Origin of the sequence: Hymenobacter koreensis (assembly GCF_039541855.1) — a bacterium.
GTDB lineage: Bacteria > Bacteroidota > Bacteroidia > Cytophagales > Hymenobacteraceae > Solirubrum > Solirubrum koreensis.
In genome coordinates this window covers 412,008-436,584 of record NZ_BAABHA010000010.1, presented here as the reverse complement: position 1 = coordinate 436,584, position 24,577 = coordinate 412,008, and the positions used below count along the sequence as shown (strand labels likewise).

The window sequence follows — 24,577 nt, the reverse complement described above, 5'->3', positions numbered from 1 at the left end:
AGCTAAGGTTAGGGCTTTTAATTGAGCTGAAAAGCGCACTACTGTTTATTATCTACGAGCTGCAGAAGCTTATCGGCAGCTTGCTCGATGTCGTGGTAGCCTTGCTGGGCGGCTCGCTCTTTGGCCGCAATCAGGCCGTCGCGGTGAATCTTCTGAAAGTCGCCGATGGGGAATTTGTAACGGCCCTTCGTGTCTTCGCCGGCCTCGGCGTCGAGGCCGAGGTGCCAATTGCCGTACTCGCCGTACTCGTGTTTTTCCAGGTAAGCGTTTTCGGCTTTTGAGTCGGGGTTATGTTCGCCCCAGTGGCCTTCGTCGTGTAGTACCTTGCCTTCTTGAATAAGGCGTTTGGCGTAGGAAACGGCCTGGGGATTCAGTTTGACTGACATAGCGGTAGGAGTAAGGTTGGAGGGTAGATCCAATACGCAAATCCGCTTATTCAGTATGACTAAGTAGGAGGTCGGTTTGATCTACTAGTCTCTTACGCAAAATGAATACCCGGTCCCAGTACGAGGCGCATAGCAACCAAAACCACCAGCGCCAGCACCACCAAGCCCCAGGCTATACGCGTCTTTTGCGGCGCTTCCAGAGTAAACTCGAACAGCTCGTTAGCGGCTGCGAATGACAACGGCGCCAGCAGCAGCAGCATGGTGGCAAAGTGCAACTGCTCGTTGCGGCCGAAGTGCGGAAACTTCGCTAGTGCCAGCACCAGCGAGCCTACGAGCCACGGCGCAAACAGCGTGGCGTAAATCAGTACGCGGCGGTTCACATACTTCATCAGGGTAATAGAGTCGTGGCTTTGCAGAAACAGAATGGCCGCGAAGTAGCCCAACACCATTTGAATTAGGCCGAATACCACGGCCACGGCAATATTAGGACCGTTACCGGCCAGGAAAAGCCAGCTTGGAATGTACCAGAAGCCGTTTTCGGTAAAAGTGTCGGCTACCATGGCGCCGAAAAACAGGTTACAGCAATGCAGCGCCACCCACACCAGAAACAGCTTCAGCAAGCCGCGCTTCAGTCGGGCCGAATACCAGAACCATAGCGCCGCAGCCACGCCCAGGCCGGCGCACAGCAGCGGACCCACGCTGTACACGGCCAGCACGGCAATACGCACCCATTCACCATCGGCAATCAGAAACTTTACGCGCTCCAGTTCCCACACGCCCCTGATGCTCAGGCGAACCGCCATAGCCACGGTAGCGGCCTGGTAAAGGGTGTTGGCCAGCAAATAAGCCAGCACATACAGAACGGTAGCGTTCAACCCTGCAATGAGGGCTTTTTGCCGAACATCGGAAGCAGAAGTGGTGAAAGCGGTATCAGTTGCAGCCATATGCGAAAGGAACTCCGGCCAAAGTACGGCGGTTGCCCCTATGCCAACAAGAGGTGAGGGGGCGGCAGCGTAGTTTTTGCGGCCCGAAAGGCCTACCTTTGTGGTTAAAGAACGCCTATTCCAGCCGAGTGAAGAACATCCGCAACTTCTGCATCATTGCCCACATCGACCACGGCAAAAGCACGCTGGCCGACCGCCTGCTGGAATTTACCAGCACCGTGGCCAAGCGCGATATGCAGGCCCAATTGCTCGATAACATGGATTTGGAGCGGGAGCGGGGCATCACCATCAAGAGCCACGCCATCCAGATGCAGTTCCCTTACAAAGGGGAAGTGTACACGCTCAACCTCATCGATACCCCCGGCCACGTCGATTTTAGCTATGAAGTGTCCCGTTCCATTGCTGCCTGTGAAGGTGCTTTGCTGATTGTGGACGCCTCGCAGGGCATCGAAGCCCAAACGATTTCCAACCTCTACCTCGCCATTGGGGCCGATCTGGAAATCATTCCGGTGCTCAACAAGATTGACCTGCCGCACGCCATGCCCGAGGAAGTGTCCGACGAAATTGTGGACCTCATCGGCTGCAAGCACGAAGACATCATCCACGCGTCGGGCAAAATTGGCTTGGGCATCGAGGATATCCTGAATGCCATCGTGGAGCGCGTACCCGCCCCCGCCGGCGACCCGGAAGCTCCCCTGCAAGCCCTCATTTTCGATTCGGTATTCAATTCCTACCGCGGTATCGAGGTTCTGTTCCGCATCAAGAACGGCACCATGCGCAAGGGCGACAAACTCCGCTTCCTGGCAACAGGCAAGGAGTACGGCGCCGACGAAATCGGTATTCTGGGCCTGAACCAGGAGCCGCGCCCCGAAATGCGCGCCGGCAACGTAGGTTACCTTATTTCGGGCATTAAAGAAGCCCGCGAAGTAAAAGTGGGCGACACCATCACCCACGTAGCCCGTCCCACGCAGGAAGCCATTGTGGGTTTTGAGGACGTGAAGCCTATGGTATTCGCCGGTATCTATCCGGTTGATACTACCGAGTACGAAGAGCTGCGCTCCTGCATGGAAAAGCTGCAGCTCAATGACGCCTCACTCGTGTGGGAGCCGGAAACTTCAGCCGCCCTTGGTTTCGGTTTCCGATGCGGTTTCCTGGGCATGCTGCACATGGAAATCGTGCAGGAACGCCTGGAGCGCGAGTTCAACATGACGGTTATTACCACGGTACCCAGCGTACAGTTTAAGGTAACTACCAACCGCGACGAACTGAAAATGGTATCGGCCCCGAGCGAAATGCCCGAGCCCAACCTGATCAAGTTCATCGAGGAGCCCTTCATCAAGGCCCAGATCATTACGGCGGCCGAGTTTGTGGGACCCATCATCACGCTCTGCATGGAGAAGCGCGGCCTTATCAAGGGGCAGAGCTACCTCACGTCGGAACGTGTTGAGCTGTCGTTTGAGCTGCCGCTGTCGGAAATCGTGTTCGACTTCTTCGACAAGCTCAAAACCATTTCGCGCGGCTACGCGTCGCTCGATTACGAACTGATCGGTTTCCGCGAGTCGGACATGGTGAAGCTGGACGTAATGCTCAACGGCGAGAAGGTGGATGCCTTGTCGGCTATTGTGCACCGCTCCAAGAGCTACGACTGGGGCAAACGCCTCTGCGAAAAGCTCAAGGAGCTGCTGCCGCGCCAGATGTTCGAAATTGCCATTCAGGCCGCCATTGGTCAGAAAATCGTGGCCCGCGAAACGGTAAAGGCATTGCGCAAAAACGTAATTGCCAAATGCTACGGCGGCGACATTTCGCGTAAGCGCAAGCTGCTCGAAAAGCAGAAGGAAGGCAAGAAGCGGATGCGACAAGTGGGCTCCGTGGAGATACCGCAGGAAGCCTTTCTGGCAGTGCTAAAAATTGATTGATTTCATAAACGCGGCCCCGAGCCGCGTTTTTTTTGCTCTTAACTCATTTTCACACCTCATCCAGTTCTTGCAAAAGCCCTGTTTGATAAATGCATTGCCATGAATAACAGCCTCACCAAGAACTGTACAAACGAAGCCCAACTCGAGAAAATACGCCGCGGCCAGGAACTGAAGTTCCGGTGGCGCGACGATTGGCCGGTAATGGAACAGGAAATCCTGAAGTCCGGTCGCGAGGCAATTGCTCAATTCGAACAAACCCATAAACCGACCCAAGCCTAAACGCGCATGACCACTGCCCCCGAAGCCGCCACTACTTTCCGCCTCATCGACGGCAAGAAAACCGCCGAGGACATCAAAAGTGAAATTGCCCAGGAAGTGGAGAAGCTGCGCGCCGCGGGCCGCAAAATTCCCCACCTCGCCGCCATACTAGTAGGGCATGATGGCGGCTCCGAAACCTACGTGCGCAACAAGGTGCTGGCCTGCCAAGCCGTGGGTTTTGGCTCCACGCTGCTGCGGTACGAAGAGGATATTACCGAAGCCGACCTGTTGGCCAAAGTAGCCGAGCTGAACCAGGATCCTGAAATAGATGGCTTCATTGTGCAGCTGCCGCTGCCGGCGCATATCTCGTCGCAAAAGGTCATCGAAGCCATTCGGCCCGAGAAAGACGTCGACGGTTTTCACCCCATGAACATCGGCCGTATGGTGGCTGGGTTGCCCTCGTTGCTGCCCGCTACTCCCTCGGGCATTGTAGAACTGCTGCGCCGCTACAACCTCGTTACCGATGGTAAGCACTGCGTAGTTATTGGGCGAAGCAACATTGTAGGAACACCGGTTAGTATTCTGCTGGCTAAGAATTTAGAGCCGGGTAACTGCACTGTTACTTTATGCCATTCGCGCACCCAGGATTTGCCCAGCATAACCCGTACCGCCGATATTCTGGTGGCAGCTTTGGGTCGTCCGGGTTTTGTAACGGCCGACATGGTTAGCCCCGGCGCAGTGGTAATCGACGTGGGCACAACCCGCGTGCCCGACGAATCCAAGAAGGCTGGCTGGGCTTTGCGGGGCGACGTGAACTTTGATGAAGTGGCGCCGCTATGCAGTTACATCACGCCCGTACCGGGTGGAGTAGGTCCCATGACTATTGCCATGTTGCTACAAAATACCCTGCGTGCAGCAACAGGTGAGGTCTACCCTCGTAAATAAATCCAAAATTTCAACAGCTCGGGAATTGCTAAAGCCGGCGGGTTGTTCTATTTTTAAAGTCGGGCCGCCGGTAAACGGGAGCATCGCATTTGGCGGCGCTGCCGTAAACTCGACGGCCCGGCTTTTTTTCTGCGCAGTTCATTCGTTTTGACTTACCCGCTTCCCGTACTTCCTGCCTCCCTATCAGCCTCTGCGCCAGCTTTGCCGGTGATGGAGCAGTTTTACACCATTCAGGGCGAAGGCGCTAACGCCGGCCGTGCCGCATACTTCATTCGCCTCGGTGGCTGCGATGTGGGCTGCCATTGGTGTGATGTAAAGGAATCTTGGGACGCTGAGGCTCATCCCAAATATGCCATTGCCGATTTGGTGGCGCAGGCCAGCCAGCACCCTGGCAAAGCCGTGGTTATTACCGGCGGTGAGCCCCTGATGCACGAATTAGGCGCCCTTACACGTTCTCTGCATGCAGCCGGGATGCAAACCTGGCTCGAAACCTCCGGTGCCCATCCGCTGTCCGGTGAATGGGACTGGATTTGCCTTTCGCCCAAGAAATTCAAAGCCCCACGCCCCGATGTACTGGCACAAGCCCACGAACTAAAAGTGGTGGTATTCCACAAAAGCGACTTTGCCTGGGCCGAAGAACATGCCGCTCAGGTGGGTCCCACTTGCCGGCTTTTCTTACAGCCCGAGTGGAGCAAAGCCGCTTCAATTACCCCATTGCTCATAGAATACGTCAAGCAACACCCGCGCTGGCAGGTGTCGCTTCAGACGCATAAGTACCTCGACATTCCGTAGCCCCGAGTTTATGCGCCGCATGTTGCTGCCGTTGTTGGCTGTTGTATTGGTTTGTCTATCGGCTGCTCCCCAAGCAGTTGCGCAAGCCAAAAGCCCCGTTACCAATACCAAAGCCCGAAACCTTTGGGAAAAAGCGCAGCAGCAAGTCAAAGATCGGCAATTTGATAAAGCCATTGAAACCCTGAATGGGTTGAACGACAAGTTTCCCTCCATGGGGGAGCCATTTCTGCTGAAAGGCTCTTTGTTGCGCATCATGGGCGATAAACCTGCCGCGTTTGAGGCGTATCGGCAAGGTTTAGAGAAAACGCCTTTCGAAGCGGGTAGAATGAACGACTATTTCATTCTGGGCGAGTTAGCGTTGGGCTTCGGCGAATACAAAACGGCACAGGACGCTTATCAGAAGTACCTGAAAGCAGCTCCTAAAGGCCAACGCTACATTCCCAAGGCTCAGCAACAACTGCAGAGCTGTGAGTTTGCCCTGAACGCCATTCAGCATCCGGTAGGCACCACGCCGCAACGACTGGGCGCACCGCTGAACACGTTTCGGTTTCAGTATTTCCCCGCCGTTACTGCCGACAACCGCTTCTTGGTGTACACAGCCCGCAAAACCGGAGAATCCGACGAGGACATCGTGGTGAGTCGCATGGGCAAAGACGGTACTTTTAGCGAGCCTTCGCTGATATCGTCAAACATCAACACCCAGTTCAACGAAGGAGCCGGATCGATTTCCGGCGATGGTAAAACGCTGGTTTTCGCCTCCTGTGACCGTCCTGGCGCCGTGGGTAACTGCGACTTATACATTTCGCGTCGCACGGGTAATACCTGGAGCAAACCGCGCAACCTGGGCCGGAACGTCAATTCCGTTAATTGGGATTCGCAGCCTTCCCTGTCTGCCGACGGTCGTACGCTGTATTTTACTTCTGACCGCCGCGGTGGCCAGGGCCAAGAGGATGTTTACGTTACCACCCTGCAAACCGACGGTTCGTGGAGCTTGGCGCGCAACTTAGGGCAGCCCGTGAATACTGCCGGCAAGGATATGGCGCCATTCATTCACGCCAGCGGCACCACGCTCTACTATGTTACCGACGGCTTAGTAGGCATGGGCGGACTCGATGTGTACCGCACCTCGCTAGCGGGGGGCAAATGGTCGGTTCCCGTAAATCTGGGCTATCCGCTCAATACCTTTGAAAACGAAGCTTCGATGTTTGTGTCATCGGACAACCGCCGCGGGTTTTGTTCACGCACCCGACCGGCCGAGGCCACTGTGAAAGAGCGGGAACGGCCGGTGGAGTTATTCAGCTTCGAAGTGCCAAAGGAAGTCCAGTCGAGCGAAAACAGTACCTACACGCAGGGCCGGGTTTTCGATGCCATTACCAAGAAGCCGATTCAGGCCGATGTGCAGATTTACGACCTGAAAACGGATGAGCTAACCCAGTTCGTAACCTCCGACCCTGAAAACGGTGAGTACACGGTGGTGTTGAATGAAGGCCGCCAATACGGCATGTACGCCGCGGCCGATAAGTACCTGATGAAAAGCCTCAACTTTGACTATTCCAACAAGCGCAATTTTGATCCGCTGACTCTTGACATCTACCTGGAGCCGGTTCGTTCGGGGCGGAGCATTGTGCTGAACAACTTGTTTTTCGATACCAAGGAATACGCGCTGAAGCCGAACTCCCGCACCGAACTGAACCGCCTGATCCAGTTCATGCGCCAGTACTCCGAAATACAGGTGGAAATTTCGGGCCATACCGATGACGTGGGCAGCGACGACGACAACCTGGTGCTGTCGAAAAACCGGGCTCGGTCGGTGTACAACTATTTAGTTGAGCACGGCGTGAAGGCCGGGCGGCTTCGCTTCCGGGGCTACGGCGAGCAAAAGCCCGTAGCGGCGAACGATTCAGAAGAGCACAGACAGCAAAACCGGCGCATCGAGCTGCGTATTCTGTAGAAGCTTGTTCTATTTTATTCTGGTAGCGGCCACCTATTCGTAGGTTGGCCGCTTTTTTACGCACTTAAAGTAAAGCTTTAGGTTGCTGAAGTAGTGCTAATTGGGGTTGTTAATAAACGTCTGAAAAACAGTTAATTGAGTGTTCTTCATCAAAGATATTGATTAGAATAGTTATAATTTTTATTTTTTTATTTAAAATTTATCTGTATGTTTGGAATGTGCTCTGATGCAAAGCGCAACAGCAGCATAGCCTCTCACAACAGCTTAAAAACACCCTTCCATTCACATTTCCATCTTCCACACTTCTCCACCATGAAAAAGCTACTACTCGTCGCGGGTTTGGCCGCAGGTCTACAAGGTGCTTCCGCTGCCAGCTCGGAGCCCGATGAAACAGGCGCGCTTAACAGCCGCGCCACGGCCCTTACGCGCACCATGGCCGAGAAGGCCCTGCTCGACGAAGGCCAGTACCTGAAGTTGAAGCAACTGAACCTGCGCATGCTCACCGACCTGGAAGACATTAAGGAGCGTTTCGCCGCCGACCCCGATATCCGGGACATTCGCATGGCCGATGCTCAGCTAAGCTACTACCGCCAATTAGCCACTTTGCTACGGCCGAACCAGTTGGTAGCGTTTACCAAAAACCAAAGCAGCATGACCGCCCTCGGCCAGCCGAGCCGTTAACTTCAGCCGCTTTCACGATGCAACAACGCCAGTCCGAATTGGGCTGGCGTTGTTGCGTTACGTGGGCTTGATCGGGAGCCATGCGGAACCATGGATAGAAAATAAATCAAACTTAATATTTGACAAATATAAATTATTGTTAATATTGTTATGTTGGATCGGCGCTAGGCAGATGCCTTTACTGCTGCTTCTGACTCAGGGTCATCATACTTCCACCTCTTTTCAAACCTTACTATGAAAACCGTTTACGCCTGCGTGTTCAGCCTGGCATTATCCTGTGGTGCATTGGTTGCCCAGCCGATCAGCGACCAACCCATAGAGGCGCGGGCTACCGGCATTGCGCGCCAAATGGTGCGCACTTCTCAGCTTAATGAAGCCCAGTACTTAAAAGTGCGGCGAATGACCATCGATATGCTCACAGCCGAGCAGGAGGCCAAGGCCATGTATGCCGCCGAGCCTGCGGCACTGGCCAAGCGCATCGGTGAGCTGCAGATAGCGTATGAAGCTAACTTGGCTACTGTACTCAATTCGCAACAGCTGCTAGCATATAAGCAAGCCCAGACCAATACCATTGCCGTGAACGGTCGTTAATCAGCCGCTCGGCCAAAAACAAAGCGGCCAGCCCGGTAAGGGCTGGCCGCTTTGTTTAATTAGAAACCTTTGAACTAGGAACGCTCCGAAATAGGCGCGTAGTTGCGCTCCGTTTCGCCCGTGTAAATCTGGCGCGGACGTCCAATTGGCTCCTTGTTTTCGCGCAGCTCTTTCCACTGGGCAATCCAGCCGGGGAGGCGGCCCATGGCAAACATTACCGTGAACATATCCGTCGGAATTCCAATGGCCCGGTAGATAATGCCCGAGTAGAAGTCAACGTTCGGATATAGCTTACGCTCAACGAAGTAAGGATCGGTAAGCGCAGCCTCTTCGAGCTTCTTGGCAATTTCCAGAATGGGGTCGTCGATACCCAAGGCAGACAGCACATCGTCGGCGGCCTTCTTGATGATTTTGGCGCGCGGATCGAAGTTTTTGTACACGCGGTGACCGAAGCCCATGAGACGGAACGGGTCGTTCTTGTCCTTGGCCTTGGCCAGCCACTTGTCGGTGTTGCCACCGTCGGCCTTAATCTCTTCCAGCATCTCAATCACCTCTTGGTTGGCACCGCCGTGCAGCGGGCCCCACAAGGCGCAAATACCGGCCGAAACCGACGAGTAAAGCGAGGCGTTAGCCGAGCCCACCATGCGCACCGTGGAGGTCGAGCAATTTTGCTCGTGGTCGGCGTGCAGAATCAGCAGTTTGTTCAGGGCATTTACCACCACCGGGTTGATGTCGTAATCTTCCGTGGGGAAGGCGAACATCATGTGGAGGAAGTTGGACACGTAGTCCAGCTTGTTTTTGGGGTAGTTAACCGGGTGGCCAACCGAGTTCTTGTACGACCAAGCGGCAATCGTCGAAATCTTGGCGATAAGGCGCTTGATGTTCAAGTTCATTTCCTCCTCGCTCTGGTTCGGGTCGAGCGACTCAGGGTAGAACGCAGTGAGGGCCGAAACCAGTGACGACAAGATGCCCATGGGGTGGGCGCTCGAGGGGAAGCCGTCGAAAATCTTACGCATATCCTCGTGAACGAGGGTATGGCGGGCAATCTGGCCGTTGAAATCGGTGATTTCCTGTTCGGTAGGCAGCTTGCCGTAAATCAGCAAGTAGGCTACTTCCATGAAGTTGGAGTGCTCGGCGAGCTGCTCGATGGGGTAGCCGCGGTAGCGCAGAATGCCTTCTTCGCCGTCGAGGAACGTGATGGCGCTTTTGGTAGCACCGGTGTTCTTGTAGCCCGAATCGAGGGTTACGTAACCCGATTGGTCACGCAGCTTGCCGATGTCGAATGCTTTTTCTTGTTCAGTACCTTCAACAACCGGCAAAGTGTACGACTTGCCGTCGAGGATTATTTCAGCGTTTTCTGCCATTAGAAACAGGTTATTGGACAGGGTGGGGAACGACGGGGGCGAAGTACGCAATTAGGAGCTTGCCCTGCAACCCAAAGGCGAGTTTGCTGCTCCCGCGCACTAGTACAGGGAAAGCGTTATGCTTGTTCAAAATTTATTTGCCGATGCAGAATCGGGTAAAAATCGAGCTCAGTAAATCGTCGGAGGAAATGTCGCCGGTGATTTCGCCCAGGGCCCGTAATGCCTGGCGCAGGTCAGCGGCTACCAGCTCGGTGCCGGCACCGGTGTTTAGCCCAAGTTGCACGGCTTCCAGGGCCTGCGCGGCCACTTCCAGGCTGCGCGCGTGGCGCAGGTTGGTCACGATGGTGGCCGAACCCGCATCCAGACCTTCGCGGCGCACGGTAGCCAGCAAGTGTTGCCGCAGCTCGTCGAGGCCGGTACGGGGCGCGGCAGCCAGTAATAGCAAGTCAGGAAACTGTTGTTGAAAAATGGCTACCGAAGCGGGCGGCGCCTGATCGAGCTTGTTGGCCACGAGCAGTAGCCTGGCACTGCCGGGAACGGGTAGCGCGGCTATATCGGCGGCTACTTCGGCCGGTGAGGCGGTGATTAGGTCGAAGAGGTAGAGAACCACGGAGGCCTGCTCCACGCGCTGGCGGGTGCGCTGCACCCCAATGGCTTCTACCTCGTCGGTGGTTTCGCGCAGGCCAGCCGTATCCACAAACCGGAACTTGATGCCGTCGAGGCTGACTTCGTCTTCGATAAAATCCCGAGTGGTGCCGGGAATGGCCGATACGATGGCGCGTTCCTCGTTGAGCAAAGCGTTGAGCAAGGTGCTTTTGCCCGCGTTCGGTCGGCCCGCAATAACCGTAGTTACACCGTTCTTGATGACGTTGCCCAGCTCGAAGGAACGCAGCAGGCGCTGCACCACGGTTTGGACGTGCGTAAGCAGGCGCAGCAAGCCCGAGCGGTCGGCAAACTCCACGTCTTCTTCGCCGAAATCCAGCTCCAGTTCCAGGAGCGCCGCAAAGTCTATGAGCTGTTGGCGCAGTTCCTTGAGCTCCTGGCTGAAGCCCCCACGCATCTGGTTGAGGGCCACGCGGTGCTGCAGAGCTGAGTCGGCGGCAATAAGGTCGGCTACGGCTTCTGCCTGGGCCAGATCGAAAGCGCCGCTCAGGAAGGCGCGCTTGGTGAACTCGCCGGGTTCGGCGAGGCGGGCACCGCGGCGCACCAGCAGGGCCAGCAGCTCGCGCACGATGTAGTCGGAGCCGTGGGTGCTGATTTCCACCACGTCTTCGCGGGTGTAGGAGTGGGGGCCGCGAAACAGACCAACGACCACTTCATCGAGCACCTCGCCGGTATCAGTGCGGAGCGTACCGTAGTGCAGGGTGTTGCCGGGCTGCTCGGTTAGGTTTTTACCCCGAAAAACCCCGTTAGCCAGCTCAATGGCGCGGGGGCCTGAGAGGCGTACTACCGCAATGGCCCCGGCGCCGGGCGGCGTGGAAAGCGCAACAATGGTGTCGGAAAGCGCGGTTGGCAGCATGGCAGATCAGTAGGTTTCCGTCACGCACAAGTTGCGGCTCACTTCGGCCGACACCATGCGCTCGATGCCGCTCGAACCGATCCGGATTAGCATGGACTGGTCGTAAGCATTGCAGTCGAGCACCGTTACGGGCGTGCCCAGTTCGAGCCCCAGCTTGCTGAGGTGCTGCAAAAACACGGGCGCGGTATTTTTTACCGCCACAATGGAGGCCGTGGCGCCAGCGGCGAGGTCGGCCAGCACCTGGAGCTGCGGGCGGTTCATGCCCCCATCCTCAGCCGGAATAGGGTCGCCGTGCGGGTCGAGGCGTGGGAAGCCCAGGAAAGCATCGAGGCGGCGCACGAGTAGCGGCGACTGAATGTGCTCCATTTCCTCGGCCACGTCGTGCACTTCGTCCCAGGCAAAACCGAGTTTCTGCACCAGAAACACTTCCCACAAGCGGTGCTTGCGAATGGTAAGCAAGGCCAGCTGCCGGCCTTCGGGCGTGAGCGACACACCGCGGTAGCGTTGGTAATTGAGCAGACCTTTCTCGCCGAGGCGGCGCAGCATGTCAGTTACCGAAGCCGGCTTGGTTTGCAGCAGCTCGGCAATGCGGTTGGTGCTGACTTCCATCCCCGGCTCGGCTTCTGCCAGCTTAAAGATGGTTTTTAGGTAGTTCTCCTCGGTGTGACTCGGCAAAGCGGTGCTTGCTGTGGGTGGCGCAGGAATCGAAAACGGTTTCGGTAACCTGAGCAAAGGTCCCAAAAAAAAGCGAGGCAGGCGAAAAACGCCTGCCTCAACCTTGGAATTAACTTGCCGGCCGGTCCGGTTCAGTAAAAGGGGCTCACCATTTAATAAGCGCCGAAGCCCAGGTAAAGCCCGAGCCGAACGCGGCCAGACACACAAGGTCGCCGGGCTTGATGCGGCCTTCGCCCACGGCTTCGCTCAGGGCAATGGGCACAGAAGCAGCCGTGGTGTTGCCGTAGCGCTGGATGTTGCTGAATACTTTGTCTTCCGACAGCCCCATTTTCTGGCCCACGTACTGGGTGATGCGCAGGTTGGCCTGGTGCGGAATCAGCATGTCGATGTCGGAGGCCTGGTAGCCGTTGGCTTGCAGGGCTTCCTGAATAACCTCGGGAAAACGCGTTACGGCGTGCTTGAACACCTGCTGCCCGTTCATAAAGGGGTACATGTCTTCGGGCTTGTCGAGCACGATTTGCACGCGGTTGTCGCGGTTCGAGCCCGGTTCGCGGGTAATCAGCTCTTCGGCATGCTCGCCCTGGGCGTGCAGGTGGGTGCTTAGGATGCCGCGGCCTTCCTCAGTGCTGCGCTTGAGCACCACGGCCCCGGCACCATCACCAAAAATAACCGACACGGCCCGGCCGCGGGTGCTTTTATCGAGGCCCGAAGAGTGAATTTCGGAGCCCACCACCAGCGCCGTTTCGTACATGCCGGTTTTGATAAACTGATCGGCCAGCGACAGGGCATAAATGAAGCCCGAACACTGGTTACGCACGTCGAATGCGGGAATGGGTGCCTGAATGCCTAGCTCACGCTGCAACAGCACACCCGAGCCGGGAAACAGGTAGTCGGGCGAGAGGGTGGCGAAAACGATGAGCTGCACGTCGTCGGGCGTGAGGCCGGCCATTTCCAGCGCCTTGCGGGAAGCCGCAGCACCCATGTTGGCGGTGGTGTCAGTGCCTTCTTCAAACCAGCGCCGCTCTTTAATGCCGGTGCGCTCCTGAATCCAGGCGTCGGTGGTTTCCATGAGCTCCTCGAGCTCCACGTTAGGTACCACGCGAGACGGCACGTAATGGCCGACGCCGGCAATGGCGGAAGTAAAAAGTTGGGACATGGGAATGATGGGGGTGTGGTACAGAACAGAGCCGGGGAAAGGGCGCCAAAGATAGCAACGCCTACGCCGCTTGTTACAACGGCGTCGCGCCAGCTGGTGTTGCCGCCTTTAACGGCCGGATGTGTGCTACCGGACGGTTTTCCCCCGCAGGGCAGTAGCCACCGCCGCTAGTAACTGCGGTGCTTCGCTGGCCCAAAGCGCGGAAGCGGGCGCCCCACTCGCGTAAAAAGACCTCCCTTGCCGGAGCGCATCGGCCACCAGGCGGGCAGCGGCTTCCGGCGTTGCGAAGTCGATGAGCAAGCCAGCCTGGTGCTCGTGTACCAAGTCGGACCAGTGCGGATTACGGTGCACCAGCATCGGCAAACCGTTGGCTAGGTATTCGAACAGCTTGGTGGGCACGCACAGCCACGTGCTAGGGTGAGGCTGGTACGGAATCAGACCAAAGTGGCTGCGCTGAATTTCGGCCACAATGGTCGGGTGGGGTATCAGCGCGGCGCCGCCAATTAGCTGCACCCACGGGCCGGCGTCCGCCACCGCCTGCTGCAAGCGCCGTAGCTGCTCGGGGCGCTGGCAGTAACCCATGATGGTAAGCCGCGTACCGGGCCACAGCGCGTGCAGGGCCTGGGCAAAACGCAGCGCATCGAACACGCCGTTCAGTTCGGAAATGGTACCTGAGTACAGCAGCCGTAAAGGAACATCAGGCTGAGAGGGAAGCGAAATGGTGCCCGAAAGAGCCAGTTCGCCGGGTTGGGGTTGGTACTTGTTTTCGAGGATGCGCGTCCGCTCGGGCGTGGCAAACGGCAATTCGTCGGCGTAGCTGCGCTCGGCCAGTAGTACCTGGGTGGCAAGACGGGCGGCGGCGGTTTCCACGGCCCGTACAGCTCGCGCCAGCATACCCCGCAGCCACTTTGGGTACACTTGCTGGGTTTCAATGTTAAGCGCGTAGTTCTCGCGAACATCGTAGAGGAAGGCCCGCTTCGGGTTGAGAAAATGCCAAAGCAGGGTAAGAGGAAGCAGTTCAGGAGCATGTACCACCACCACGTCGGGCGCAGTACGCCTGTGCATCAGCAGCTGCCAGTAGCGCCACTGGGCGGTGAGGCGGCTGAAGGCGAGGCGGTGCGCGCTGAACAGCACGTGGCGCTGTACAAATGATGCCGGGGCTGCATCAGGGGCTTGGCGGCCCGCCACGTGCACTTCGTAGCCGGCTTCGGCAAGGGTGCGGCCAAACTTTTCGACCATGCGGGTATCGTCCACGGGCTTGAGCACCGAGGCCAGCAACACGCGCACCGGACGAGAAACAGAGGCTGTCATACCACGCCAAACCTACTACTTTCGTGCCGCTGCAGCCGCCATACCGGAATTATACCCCGTTACAGCAGGCCAGAGCAATGTACTTTACCTTCAAAACGGCCGACAGCCGGCCGCGCACGCCTTTCTCATGAACGACATTCACGCCCTCATTGAAGCCGCCTGGACCGACCGCAGCCTGCTTCAGCAAGCCGATACCCAAGAGGCCATTCGCACCGTTATCGACCACCTCGACCGCGGCCAGCTGCGCGTTGCCGAACCCACGGAGGAAGGTCGCTGGCAGGTAAACGACTGGGTTAAAAAAGCCGTCATCCTGTACTTCCCACTGCAGCAAATGGAAACCATGGAGGTGGGCCCGTTCGAGTTTCACGACAAAATGAAGCTCAAGACCAACTACGCCCAGCAAAAAGTGCGCGTTGTGCCGCCCGCCGTGGCCCGTTACGGGGCTTTCCTGGCACCCGGCGTTATCATGATGCCCAGCTACGTGAACATTGGTGCCTACGTGGGTGAGGGTACCATGGTGGACACTTGGGCCACGGTGGGTTCTTGCGCGCAAGTAGGCTCGCATGTGCACCTGAGCGGCGGCGTGGGCCTCGGTGGGGTGCTGGAGCCTGTGCAAGCCTCGCCCGTTATTATTGAAGACGGTGCTTTCATTGGCTCGCGTTGCATTCTGGTAGAAGGGTGCCACATCGGCAAAGAAGCTGTGGTAGGTGCCGGGGTTACCATTACCGGCAGCACCCGCATCATCGACGTATCGGGCTCGGAACCGAAGGAATACCGGGGCTACGTGCCGCCGCGCTCGGTGGTCATTCCCGGCACGCTGCCCAAGCAGTTTCCGGCCGGGGAGTACCACGTGCCCTGCGCCCTGATTATCGGCCAGCGCAAGCCCAGCACCGACTTGAAAACGAGCCTCAACGATGCGCTGCGGGAGCACGACGTGGCAGTGTAACCGGTACAAGTGCCCACAAAAAAGCCCGGCTTCGGCAGCCGGGCTTTTTTGTGAGGGTTACTTTCGCAGGTGCTTGTCAACTTCCTTTTTCCAGACTGCCACGAACGGTTTCTCTTCGCCTACGCGGTAGGCACAGCGCATCACGTTGGTGTTGGATTCGATGGCAATGTTGCCCTCCGGGTCCACGGCAATGATGCCCCGGTCGCCTGCCAGCTTGTCGGCGTACATGGCTACGGCTTCGCGGGCGGCTTCCCGAATGGGTAATTCTTTGTACTTGCGCAGGGCGTATACTTCGTGGGCCACGGCCGCTAGCATAATAATTTCGCCGTCGCCGGTGCAGGAAGCCGCACACACATCGTTGTTCGCGTAGCTGCCGCCGCCGTAGATGCAACTGTCGCCCACGCGGCCGCGCAACTTGCCTTCTATGCCGCCGGTGGATGTAGCCACAGCCATGTTGCCGTGCTGATCCAGGGCAACGGCCCCCACGGTGTCGTGCTTGTTTGCGTGTTCTACCTGCGCCCCCTGTATGATTTCCAGCCATTCTTCCTGTTGCTCCTCAGTTTTGAAGTAGCTAGGGTCGAGCAGGGTAAGGCCTTGCGACAAGGCAAATTCATGGGCGCCTTCGGCCGTCAGGAAAGAGTGCTTGCATTTCTCCATCACCAGCCGCGCCAGGCTAACGGGGTTCTTTACCAGCTTTAGGCCGCTTACGGCACCGCCGCGCAGGGTTTGCCCGTCCATAATGCTGGCCTCGGTTTCTACTTCGCCGTTCAGGTTTAGCATGCCGCCTTTGCCGGCGTTAAACAGCTCGTGGTTTTCCAGGCTTTGCACAGCCGATTCCACGGCATCGAGGGCGGTACCACCGCGGCTTAGAATTTCCCAGCCGGCCTGTAATGCTTCCTCAAGGCCTTGCTTCAACTTTTGTTCCTTCTCCTTGGGAATCGTGGACGGATCGGTGTTGACGGCCCCGCCGTGAATGACAATAACGTATTTGCCCATGATGGGATACTGCAGTAAAAGTGGGGGTGTGGTAGCTTCATCATGCGGGTGCAAGTGTTACGCGGCGCGGGGCTTCTAGTTGGGAAAAGCCGCCGTACTAATTGGGTGGGCAAACAAAAAAGCCCGACCATTGGTCGGGCTTTTTGCAACTGTAAGCACATTCAGGTCCTCATGGCTGTTTTCAGTTTGTCGGCAAATACCTGGCGAACTTTGTCCACTTTGGGTTTCACCACGAACTGGCAGTAAGGCTGGCCGCCGTTCAGGTTGAAGTAGTTTTGGTGGTAATCCTCGGCCGGGTAAAACACCGACAGCGGCAGAATTTCCGTGACAATGGGCTGCGGGAAAGCGTGGGCGTCGTTGAGCTTCTGCTTGTACTCCTCGGCCAGGCGTTTTTGCTCGGCGTTGTGGTAGTACACGCCCGAGCGGTACTGCGTGCCCACATCGTTGCCCTGGCGGTTAAGCGTGGTAGGATCGTGGGTTTTCCAGAACACTTCCAGCAGCTCGGCAAAGCTGATTTTTTCCGGATCGAAGCTGACTTGTATGACTTCGTTATGGCCTGTAAGACCGGAACAGACTTCTTTGTATGTGGGGTTGGCAATGCGGCCGCCGGTATAACCCGAAACGACTTTCTCGACGCCGTTCAGGTTCTGAAAAACGGCTTCGACGCACCAGAAACAGCCGGCCCCGAAGGTTGCTAATTCCATATGCAGTTGAAAATGAAGGTGTGTGGTAGGGGAATAAGCGTATTCCAGTTGATAAGGTTTCGAAAAGTGCTGTCTGGCCTAGCCAGGCATGTTCGTTACCACCTGAGCTGCGGGTTTACGGACATACCAATAGCTTGTAGGGTTAAAACGTAAAAAAGCCCGGGCCGCATGGGCGGCTCGGGCTTTTCGTACGCGTCAGGATGCTTTTATCGGCGGAACCGTTCGGCCACAATCAGCTCCTTGGAACCAGCCGTGTGCTTATAGAACCCTTCGCCCGACTTCACGCCCAGGCGGCCGGCCATTACCATGTTCACCAGCAAGGGGCAGGGAGCGTACTTAGGGTTGCCTAAGCCGTCATGCAACACGCGCAAAATGGCCAGGCACACGTCCAGGCCAATAAAATCGGCCAGCTGCAAGGGCCCCATGGGGTGGGCCATGCCCAACTTCATAACGGTATCAATTTCCTCAACGCCCGCTACGCCTTCGTACAGAGCGTACACCGCTTCGTTGATCATGGGCATCAGAATGCGGTTAGCCACAAACCCGGGGTAGTCGTTCACCTCGGTGGGGATTTTGCCCAACTGCCGCGACAGCTCCATTACCTGCGCCGTAACGGCATCGGAAGTGGCGTAGCCGCGAATTACCTCCACGAGCTTCATTACCGGCACCGGGTTCATGAAGTGCATGCCAATCACACTTTCCGGGCGTTTGGTTACAGCTGCAATCTTGGTAATGCTGATGCTGCTGGTGTTGGTCGCCAGAATGCAGCCAGCGGGCGTTAGCTCATCAAGCTGACGGAAAATGGTCAGCTTTAGCTCCACGTTTTCGGTGGCGGCTTCCACTACCAGGCCCGCGTCGCGTACGCCTTCCTCCAGGGAAGTCGACGGGCGCAAACGACCCATGATGGCCGTTTTATCGTCCTCCGATAAAGTCCCTTTGGCTACCTGCCGGTCCAGGTTCTTGCCAATGGTGGCAAGGCCCTTGTTCAGGTTGTCAAGGTTGAGGTCGATGAGGGTAACCGGGAAACCATACTGGGCAAACACGTGGGCAATACCATTGCCCATGGTGCCCGAGCCAATGACGGCAACGTTCAGCATGCGAGGGGAAATAGAAAGGGGAGGAAACAGGTCAGCGGCGACGTCTTCGCCGCCGGCAAAGCTACGGGAAAGGCAAACGGCGCCCAACTGTGGGTATTTACCCTGCTAGCAGTGGTTACAACTTCTGATAACCCGAAAGCAAGTGGAATGTTTAGCAGCTTGATGTATAGCGAGATATATATGTTTTTGATGAAATTATAAGTTGGAACATATCCTTTTGCACAACCCCGCGTACAAACCCGCAGAATGCCGCTTCACGCCACCTCCAAACTGGATGGAAACGGGTCGCGAGAATTTTGAAATCTTTCACACCCTCACTTAATCTTTCGAAATACCATGGGCAATCTGCTGTACCTCATTGCCGTTGTGCTCATCATCATCTGGGCACTTGGCTTCCTTGGCTTCAACAGCTTTGGAATGGGCAATATCATCCACATCCTACTGGTAATTGCCATTATTGCCATTATTCTGCGCCTGATACGCGGCGGATCAGTATAAGCTGAACCAACGCTTGTTGCGTCTGAAAAACACAAAAGGGGCGGCCTCCATTGCGGAGGCCGCCCCTTTTGTATGGGCGGAAATCAGAGTTTACTTTCCGATGTCAAACAGGAAGCTGAAGCGAATTACCGGCTGCCCGTAAATATTGGCCTGCAGGCCGTTATTGAAGTTGTAAAGAACAGCTATGTCGGCCGCTGCCCTGTCGCCTAGCGACTGGCGGTAGCCGACGCCTAACAAAGGAGTGCGCACTGTAGCTTCCTGGCGCTCAATCATCAAAGTAGTGGGACTGGTAAGCACTTCATAGATGATTTGGGCACGGGTTACTTCATACTCAGCGTGCACGAAGAATTGCTTGAATACTATTACCTGCGCAAATGCTTTCAAGCCGTAATTGTTACCCGAAATGCGCTGCCGAACGCCGGTATTGGAATTAGAAGCCGGAATGCTGTAGCCGGAGTGCGAGTACACAATGCCGGGGCCGACGGCAATACGCTCGGTAATGCGGTAGCCCAGTGCCGGTGAGGCCCCCACGTTGTATGACGTGCCGCCGACCCTGTTACCATTCAGGCCCAGGCTGAAGTTTCCGTAGATAAAATACTTGCTCTTTTCAGGCGTCTCATCAAGCGTAGCGCCCGGAACCGTGCCGGTAGATGGCAAGGCCTTGGCCGGGCGGCCGTCGTCGTCAATAGTGCCGTTGCGGGGCGTAGTGGCCGGCGGGGCTGTACGCGGTGCCGGGGCAGTAGAGGGCAGTGGTTTCGCCTCGCGGCCATCGTCGTCGATGGTGGTGCTTGGCTGGGTTGGGGTTGTGGGCTGGGTTGGAGCCGGAGTAGTGGGCCGGGTTGGGGCCGGACTAGGCGCCGTAGGCGCTGGGGTGGGCGTGGTGGTTCGGGTGCGCGGCAACACCGGGCCGGGAGGCGCCGTGTTCAGCTGCGGTTTCACGGCCGTAGAGTCGGTGCGCTGGGCCAGGGCAGCGGGGGCAGTAAGCAGCGCGGCCGAGCCAACGGCGGCCGCCAGCAATAAACGCTTCATAGCAGAGGAAATGAGCAGTAGTTTCGGATGACGCAGCCGCGTCTCCGCAATCTAGAAACAAAAAGGCCGCGGAGCGTTGCATCCACGGCCTTTCAGTTGGAACGTTACGCGCCTACCGTTTGGTACATGCGCTGACGCTGGGCCTTAATGGTTTCGTCGGCCAGGTACTCCTCGTAGCTCATGCGCTTATCGATGATGCCTTCCGGCGTCAGCTCAATAATTCGGTTGGCTACGGTGTCAATAAACTGCAAGTCGTGCGAGGCAAATAACATGGTGCCGGTAAAGTCGCGCAACGAGTTGTTCAGCGCCGTGATGCTTTCCAGGTCCAGGTGGTTCGTCGGGTCGTCGAGTACCAGCACGTTGCCGCTTTCCATCATCATTTTGGAGAGCATGCAGCGCACTTTCTCGCCCCCGCTCAGCACATTGGACTTCTTCTGCGACTCTTCGCCCGAGAACAGCATACGGCCCAGGAAGCCCCGGATAAACGACTCGTCCTTTTCCGTGGAGTACTGACGCAGCCAGTCCACCAGGTTCAAGTCGGTGTTAAAGAACTCGGTGTTTTCCTTGGGGAAGTACGAGGGCGTAATGGTAGTGCCCCAGCTAAAGGTGCCGGTGGCAGCCTTAATCTGCTCGAACAAAATGTCGAACAGGAGGGAAGCGGCGCGGTCGTCGCGGCCCACAATGGCTACTTTGTCTTTCTTGTCGAGCGAGAACGACACGTTGCGGAATACCACTTCGCCGTCTACTTTGGCGCTCAGGTTTTCCACCGTGAGCAGCTGGTTGCCGGCTTCGCGCTCGGCCTTGAACGCGATGTACGGGTATTTGCGCGAGGAAGGCTTGATTTCTTCCAGCGTAAGTTTTTGCAGCAGCTTCTGGCGCGAGGTGGCCTGCTTGGACTTCGAGGCGTTGGCCGAGAAACGGCGCACGAATTCTTCCAGCTCCTTGCGCTTGTCTTCGGTCTTCTTGTTCACATCCTGGCGCTGGCGCAGGGCCAACTGGCTCGACTCGTACCAGAACGAGTAGTTGCCGGGGTACATGGTGATTTTCGAGAAGTCGAGGTCGGCCATGTAGTTACACACCGCGTCGAGGAAGTGACGGTCGTGGCTCACTACAATTACCGTGTTCTGGAAGTCGTCGAGGAAGTTTTCCAGCCACAATACCGTCTCGGCATCGAGGCCGTTGGTTGGTTCGTCGAGCAGCAAAACATCGGGGTTACCGAACAACGCCTGGGCCAGCAGCACGCGCACTTTGTCGGAGGTGCCCAGGTCGCCCATAAGGGTATAGTGCTTGTCTTCGCCGATGCCAAGGCCCGAGAGCAGCTCGGCAGCTTCGTAGTCGGCGTTCCAGCCTTCGAGGTCGGCAAATTCGCCTTCCAGGGCGGCGGCCCGTTCGCCGTCGGCGTCCGAGAAATCGGCCTTGGCGTACAGGGCGTCTTTTTCCTCCATCACCTTCCAGAGGCGCTGGTGACCCATAATTACCGTTTGCAGCACCGGGTATTGGTCGTGCGCGAACTGATCCTGCTTCAGTACCGACAGGCGGGCGCCTTTGGGCATATCCACCGAGCCGGTGTTCGGCTCCATTTCGCCCGAAAGGATTTTCAAAAACGTGGATTTACCTGCCCCGTTCGCCCCAATCAGGCCGTACACGTTGCCGGGCATAAACTTGATGGTAACGTCTTCAAACAACACGCGCTTTCCATAGCGCAGGCTGACGTTGGTAGTGCTGATCATGCAGTAGCTGCCGAAAAAATCAATATGAAAGAAGCCTGGTGAGGCTAAAAACCGCGCAAAGGTAGGCAAAATGCACCGTGGCCCTTGCGTATCGGTGATGATAACAACGCTGGTGTCGCAAAAAATCCCATCGGCTGCCCACACATAATCAACGGGTTAAAAAACAAAATCCTCTTTCCAGCGCCGACAAACCACAACCGCTACGCTCCGATTTCAGTATAGGAAAACAGCACCGCTACCTAAACCCACCGCTTGTCAGTGGTTCAGCTGGTTGCTCTTTTCTCTCTTCGTTGTTCCTCCTCAAATTTTCGCCTTATGGCTGACGCACTTCTTTCCCCGGAAAAAAATGGAATTCGGTACGGACTCTTTACGTCCGTAGGAATGATTGCCTACTTCCTGCTGGCCAGTATCATCGGCTGGGCCGACCGCATTGAGTACAGCTTTTTGAACGGCATTGTGCTGGCCATTGGTGTTTGCATGGCCATTTCAAATTACAAGCGGGCGCGCCACGACCGGATGCCCTACCTGCACGGTTTTGGTACGGGCATCATTACTTCAGCCGTAGCTTCTGTTGTGTTCGGCCTCTTCCTGATCATTTACATGGTAGTTAACCCCAACTTTGTGGAGCAACTGCGCGCTCAGGATTTGTTTGGGTTTGACCTCTCGGTAACCATCGCCTTTCTGGCCGTTTTGCTGCAAGGTGTAATGTCGGGCATGATCATTTCACTCGTTGCCATGCAGTACTTTAAGAGCCCCGACCACAAGCCCATGGAGCAACTCGATTAGCGAGTTGTGCATGTGTTATACAAACCGGTCCGATTTGGCGTTAAGCACCAAGCCGGGCCGGTTTTTTTTATATGCGCTTGCTCTACTGGTATACTTCCCGATGTGGGAACTATACCCAAACAGGAAAATGTTTTAAAGAGAATTTGAATTTAAACTTAAATAATATATAATTGGACTACACAAAGTCGTGCCAACCGGCTTTCCATTCGTCCAATTTCACTCCTTTTGCTCCACCACATGAAAGCGTTGTTTATTGCCGCAGTGTGCTGCGGCCTCGGCTTGTCGGCCCACGGGCAGATGCGTGACCGACAAGTTCCTAACCCAAGTCGGGTTTCGGCAGCGCAAGCTGAAGAACTGACCCGTAAAATGGCTGTCCGTTTACACCTAAATGAAGCGCAGATTATCAAGCTGCGCTCCGTTAATGAGATTAAGCTGGCGCGTTTGGATGAAATTCAATGGCAGTACGAGCAGGACCCAACCGGGCGCCAAGCTCGCATAATGGAGTTGGAAGCGCAGTACGAGCAAGAGTGCCGTCTTATTCTTACTCCTTCTCAGCTGAGTGCCCTACGGGAAGAAAAGCCTGCCATGGAAGCTCCTCAGTCTGCCGACCCCAATCAGAACGGCATGGGATAAGCATCCTACGCTTTAAGCCCGGCCAACGGCAAGTAACAACAACGGACCGCTTCCGAAAGGAGGGGGTCCGTTGTTGTTTAGTTTGGCTTGTGGTAAATGGGCGCGGAAGTGGTGTAGAGCACTTCCGTAACCGTATTTAAAGCGCCGAAGCGTAGCAAGAGGCGGCGAGCGGCACTGCGCGGATGGCCCGGCTGGCACTGCTCCCCAGGTTCGAGGTAGTAGTAGTAGGCGCGTTGGGTTTGCGCTTCCAGTTCCTCCTCGTCGGGGTGGCCCAGCAATGCGTTAATTGCGCCATTGGTCTTGCCGTACAGCAGTTGCCGGTTCTGGTCGAGGGGTGGGAGAAGGTTGCGGCGCAGGCCTTGGCAGGCGCGGGAATCCCGGCGCCAGGTAGCATCGTCGAAGCCAGGAATAGTGATGCTTTGGCCACTGCAAGATGCTAGAAGTGAAGCAACTGCTCCAAATAATAATATGCGGTGCATCATTGTTGGAACCCAGGCCGATCCTCGGTCGTTAGAGGGCACGGCGGCACAAAACTAGTATATTTAGCCGCCCTTACCCCAGCCCATTTGCGACTTCTAAGCTTCCTCCACCTTGCCATGAAGCCTGCGCGTATTCTACAAACCTGCCTTGCGTTGGGTTTTGCGTTGTGCGTACACACCACCGGCGCTGCTTCGCGCCCGGCCACAACGCCGCCTAATCCGGCGTTAGCCGCTTACCGCGCTGCTTTCGAACAAAACCTGGTTCGTACCTATGTTGGTGCGGGGCTGGCCAATACGGGCCTTAGCACCACGGTGCTGCGCAATGCCTTAGTGGGTTACTACAACTTGCGCAGTAGGGGCCTTGCCAGTAAGCCGGTATTAACCATCATCGACTTCAGCCGTTCCAGTCGGCTTAACCGGCTGTGGGTTATTGATTTGGCCAAGCAGCGGTTGCTGTACCATACACTGGTAGCGCACGGCAAAGGTACCGGTGAGGAGTTTGCCAAAGCTTTTTCTAACGTTTCCGGCTCGGAGCAAAGCAGCCTGGGTTTTTACCTCACGCAGCAAACCTACCAAGGCAAGCACGGCCTGTCGTTGAAATTGCGTGGTATGGACCCCAAGTTCAACTCCAATGCCGGACCGCGGGCGGTAGTGGTACACGGCGCGCAGTACGTATGCCAGGATTTTATCCGCCAGCACGGGCGTTTAGGACGCAGCCAAGGCTGCCCCGCCTTGCCGCAGGAGCAGTCGGCTCCCATTATCAAAACCATTCAGGGAGGCTCGGTTGTGTATGCACACGCACCCGACGGCGTGACTTACTCTTCTCAATGGCTGAACCTAGATGCGGCCCTGCCTTCGTTTGCCCGTTCCCATGGCATTAGCCCCATGGCTGGGCAGTAATGCAATAATATCTCCCCGTAAAAGAGCCGGCCCGGCGAACAGTATGGTTCGCCGGGCCGGCTCTTTTACGGGGATTGGTAAGCCTATGCTCGGTCGCCGGTGGCCCGTACGAGGCTGATGCCGGCAAAGAAGAAAATGAGGCCCAGACCGATGGGCACCAGTGAATTTATCTGACTAAGCCCAACTTTGCCCAAAAGGCCGAGGGCACCATAAATAAGGGCCGCAATGCCAAGCAGCGTAAGCAGCGACCCAAATGTGCGTTTCTGGTTCATGGTGAAGTAGGAGTGTGG

Annotated in this window: 26 protein-coding genes; 12 read left to right on the top strand and 14 right to left on the bottom strand. The window is 56.5% G+C overall.

Translation table 11 applies throughout. The annotated features are described in order from the left end of the window. Positions 1-38: 38 nt before the first annotated feature. A complete protein-coding gene (locus tag ABD903_RS15855; protein ID WP_345225880.1) occupies positions 39-386 on the bottom strand; it encodes a hypothetical protein in 348 nt (115 codons plus the stop codon). 92 nt (positions 387-478) lie between these two features. Further along, positions 479-1,330, bottom strand: a complete 852-nt coding sequence (locus tag ABD903_RS15850; RefSeq protein WP_345225879.1) for a hypothetical protein — start codon at positions 1,328-1,330, stop codon at positions 479-481. Between the two features lie 128 nt (positions 1,331-1,458). Here ABD903_RS15850 and lepA point away from each other — a divergent pair, with 128 nt between their 5' ends. The 7 genes from lepA (at position 1,459) to ABD903_RS15815 (ending at position 8,464) form a co-directional block, all read left to right on the top strand. Beyond that, positions 1,459-3,246, top strand: a complete 1,788-nt coding sequence (gene lepA, locus ABD903_RS15845) for a translation elongation factor 4 (RefSeq protein WP_345225877.1) — start codon at positions 1,459-1,461, stop codon at positions 3,244-3,246. A 99-nt stretch (positions 3,247-3,345) separates the two neighbouring features. Next, positions 3,346-3,525 (top strand): hypothetical protein, encoded by a 180-nt coding sequence (locus ABD903_RS15840; RefSeq protein WP_345225875.1) that lies wholly within the window; start codon positions 3,346-3,348, stop codon positions 3,523-3,525. Positions 3,526-3,531: 6 nt separating this feature from the next. Then, a complete protein-coding gene (locus ABD903_RS15835; protein WP_345225873.1) occupies positions 3,532-4,449 on the top strand; it encodes a bifunctional 5,10-methylenetetrahydrofolate dehydrogenase/5,10-methenyltetrahydrofolate cyclohydrolase in 918 nt (305 codons plus the stop codon). 210 nt (positions 4,450-4,659) lie between these two features. Then, a complete protein-coding gene (locus tag ABD903_RS15830) occupies positions 4,660-5,241 on the top strand; it encodes a 7-carboxy-7-deazaguanine synthase QueE (RefSeq protein ID WP_345225871.1) in 582 nt (193 codons plus the stop codon). Between the two features lie 10 nt (positions 5,242-5,251). Beyond that, entirely contained in the window at positions 5,252-7,192 is a 1,941-nt protein-coding gene (locus ABD903_RS15825; RefSeq protein ID WP_345225869.1) for an OmpA family protein, read from the top strand. A 312-nt stretch (positions 7,193-7,504) separates the two neighbouring features. After that, on the top strand, positions 7,505-7,873 hold the full coding sequence (locus ABD903_RS15820) for a hypothetical protein (protein WP_345225867.1): 369 nt from the start codon (positions 7,505-7,507) through the stop codon (positions 7,871-7,873). A 234-nt stretch (positions 7,874-8,107) separates the two neighbouring features. Continuing rightward, positions 8,108-8,464, top strand: coding sequence for a hypothetical protein (locus ABD903_RS15815; protein ID WP_345225866.1), 357 nt, complete (start codon positions 8,108-8,110; stop codon positions 8,462-8,464). Between the two features lie 74 nt (positions 8,465-8,538). Here ABD903_RS15815 and ABD903_RS15810 read toward each other — a convergent pair whose 3' ends face one another. The 5 genes from ABD903_RS15810 to ABD903_RS15790 form a co-directional block, all read right to left on the bottom strand. Then, entirely contained in the window at positions 8,539-9,828 is a 1,290-nt protein-coding gene (locus ABD903_RS15810) for a citrate synthase (protein WP_345225864.1), read from the bottom strand. 133 nt (positions 9,829-9,961) lie between these two features. Then, complete coding sequence (mnmE, locus tag ABD903_RS15805; protein WP_345225862.1) at positions 9,962-11,347, bottom strand: tRNA uridine-5-carboxymethylaminomethyl(34) synthesis GTPase MnmE; 1,386 nt, start codon at positions 11,345-11,347, stop codon at positions 9,962-9,964. Positions 11,348-11,353: 6 nt separating this feature from the next. After that, positions 11,354-12,022 (bottom strand): metal-dependent transcriptional regulator, encoded by a 669-nt coding sequence (locus ABD903_RS15800; RefSeq protein ID WP_345225860.1) that lies wholly within the window; start codon positions 12,020-12,022, stop codon positions 11,354-11,356. 145 nt (positions 12,023-12,167) lie between these two features. Beyond that, positions 12,168-13,178 (bottom strand): 3-oxoacyl-ACP synthase III family protein, encoded by a 1,011-nt coding sequence (locus ABD903_RS15795; protein WP_345225859.1) that lies wholly within the window; start codon positions 13,176-13,178, stop codon positions 12,168-12,170. A 126-nt stretch (positions 13,179-13,304) separates the two neighbouring features. Further along, positions 13,305-14,489: a glycosyltransferase gene (locus ABD903_RS15790; RefSeq protein ID WP_345225857.1), complete on the bottom strand. Its 1,185-nt coding sequence runs from the start codon at positions 14,487-14,489 to the stop codon at positions 13,305-13,307. 127 nt (positions 14,490-14,616) lie between these two features. Between ABD903_RS15790 and ABD903_RS15785 the strand changes: the two genes are divergently transcribed. Next, a complete protein-coding gene (locus ABD903_RS15785) occupies positions 14,617-15,435 on the top strand; it encodes a 2,3,4,5-tetrahydropyridine-2,6-dicarboxylate N-succinyltransferase (protein ID WP_345225855.1) in 819 nt (272 codons plus the stop codon). Positions 15,436-15,492: 57 nt separating this feature from the next. Here the strand turns inward: ABD903_RS15785 and ABD903_RS15780 are convergent, their stop codons facing one another. The 3 genes from ABD903_RS15780 to ABD903_RS15770 form a co-directional block, all read right to left on the bottom strand. After that, on the bottom strand, positions 15,493-16,431 hold the full coding sequence (locus ABD903_RS15780; RefSeq protein WP_345225854.1) for an isoaspartyl peptidase/L-asparaginase family protein: 939 nt from the start codon (positions 16,429-16,431) through the stop codon (positions 15,493-15,495). Positions 16,432-16,592: 161 nt separating this feature from the next. Beyond that, positions 16,593-17,135 carry a peptide-methionine (S)-S-oxide reductase MsrA gene (msrA, locus tag ABD903_RS15775; protein WP_345225852.1) on the bottom strand — a complete coding sequence of 181 codons (543 nt, stop codon included), beginning with the start codon at positions 17,133-17,135 and terminating at the stop codon, positions 16,593-16,595. 206 nt (positions 17,136-17,341) lie between these two features. Then, positions 17,342-18,232 carry a 3-hydroxyacyl-CoA dehydrogenase family protein gene (locus tag ABD903_RS15770; RefSeq protein ID WP_345225851.1) on the bottom strand — a complete coding sequence of 297 codons (891 nt, stop codon included), beginning with the start codon at positions 18,230-18,232 and terminating at the stop codon, positions 17,342-17,344. Positions 18,233-18,568: 336 nt separating this feature from the next. Here ABD903_RS15770 and ABD903_RS15765 point away from each other — a divergent pair, with 336 nt between their 5' ends. Further along, a complete protein-coding gene (locus ABD903_RS15765; RefSeq protein ID WP_345225850.1) occupies positions 18,569-18,730 on the top strand; it encodes a lmo0937 family membrane protein in 162 nt (53 codons plus the stop codon). A 90-nt stretch (positions 18,731-18,820) separates the two neighbouring features. Here the strand turns inward: ABD903_RS15765 and ABD903_RS15760 are convergent, their stop codons facing one another. Next, positions 18,821-19,759, bottom strand: a complete 939-nt coding sequence (locus ABD903_RS15760; protein ID WP_345225848.1) for a hypothetical protein — start codon at positions 19,757-19,759, stop codon at positions 18,821-18,823. A 104-nt stretch (positions 19,760-19,863) separates the two neighbouring features. Beyond that, entirely contained in the window at positions 19,864-21,489 is a 1,626-nt protein-coding gene (locus tag ABD903_RS15755; RefSeq protein WP_345225846.1) for an ABC-F family ATP-binding cassette domain-containing protein, read from the bottom strand. A gap of 315 nt (positions 21,490-21,804) precedes the next feature. Here ABD903_RS15755 and ABD903_RS15750 point away from each other — a divergent pair, with 315 nt between their 5' ends. Then, positions 21,805-22,275: a DUF4199 domain-containing protein gene (locus tag ABD903_RS15750; RefSeq protein WP_345225845.1), complete on the top strand. Its 471-nt coding sequence runs from the start codon at positions 21,805-21,807 to the stop codon at positions 22,273-22,275. Between the two features lie 237 nt (positions 22,276-22,512). Beyond that, positions 22,513-22,908: a hypothetical protein gene (locus ABD903_RS15745; protein WP_345225843.1), complete on the top strand. Its 396-nt coding sequence runs from the start codon at positions 22,513-22,515 to the stop codon at positions 22,906-22,908. Between the two features lie 77 nt (positions 22,909-22,985). Here ABD903_RS15745 and ABD903_RS15740 read toward each other — a convergent pair whose 3' ends face one another. After that, the gene (locus tag ABD903_RS15740; RefSeq protein WP_345225841.1) at positions 22,986-23,390 is read right to left on the bottom strand and encodes a hypothetical protein; all 405 of its coding nucleotides are present in this window, start codon (positions 23,388-23,390) and stop codon (positions 22,986-22,988) included. Between the two features lie 114 nt (positions 23,391-23,504). On the opposite strand from ABD903_RS15740, the gene ABD903_RS15735 reads away from it, so the two are divergent. After that, positions 23,505-24,287: a murein L,D-transpeptidase catalytic domain family protein gene (locus ABD903_RS15735; RefSeq protein ID WP_345225840.1), complete on the top strand. Its 783-nt coding sequence runs from the start codon at positions 23,505-23,507 to the stop codon at positions 24,285-24,287. A gap of 83 nt (positions 24,288-24,370) precedes the next feature. Here ABD903_RS15735 and ABD903_RS15730 read toward each other — a convergent pair whose 3' ends face one another. Continuing rightward, a complete protein-coding gene (locus ABD903_RS15730) occupies positions 24,371-24,559 on the bottom strand; it encodes a hypothetical protein (protein WP_345225838.1) in 189 nt (62 codons plus the stop codon). Between the last annotated feature and the right edge of the window lie 18 nt (positions 24,560-24,577).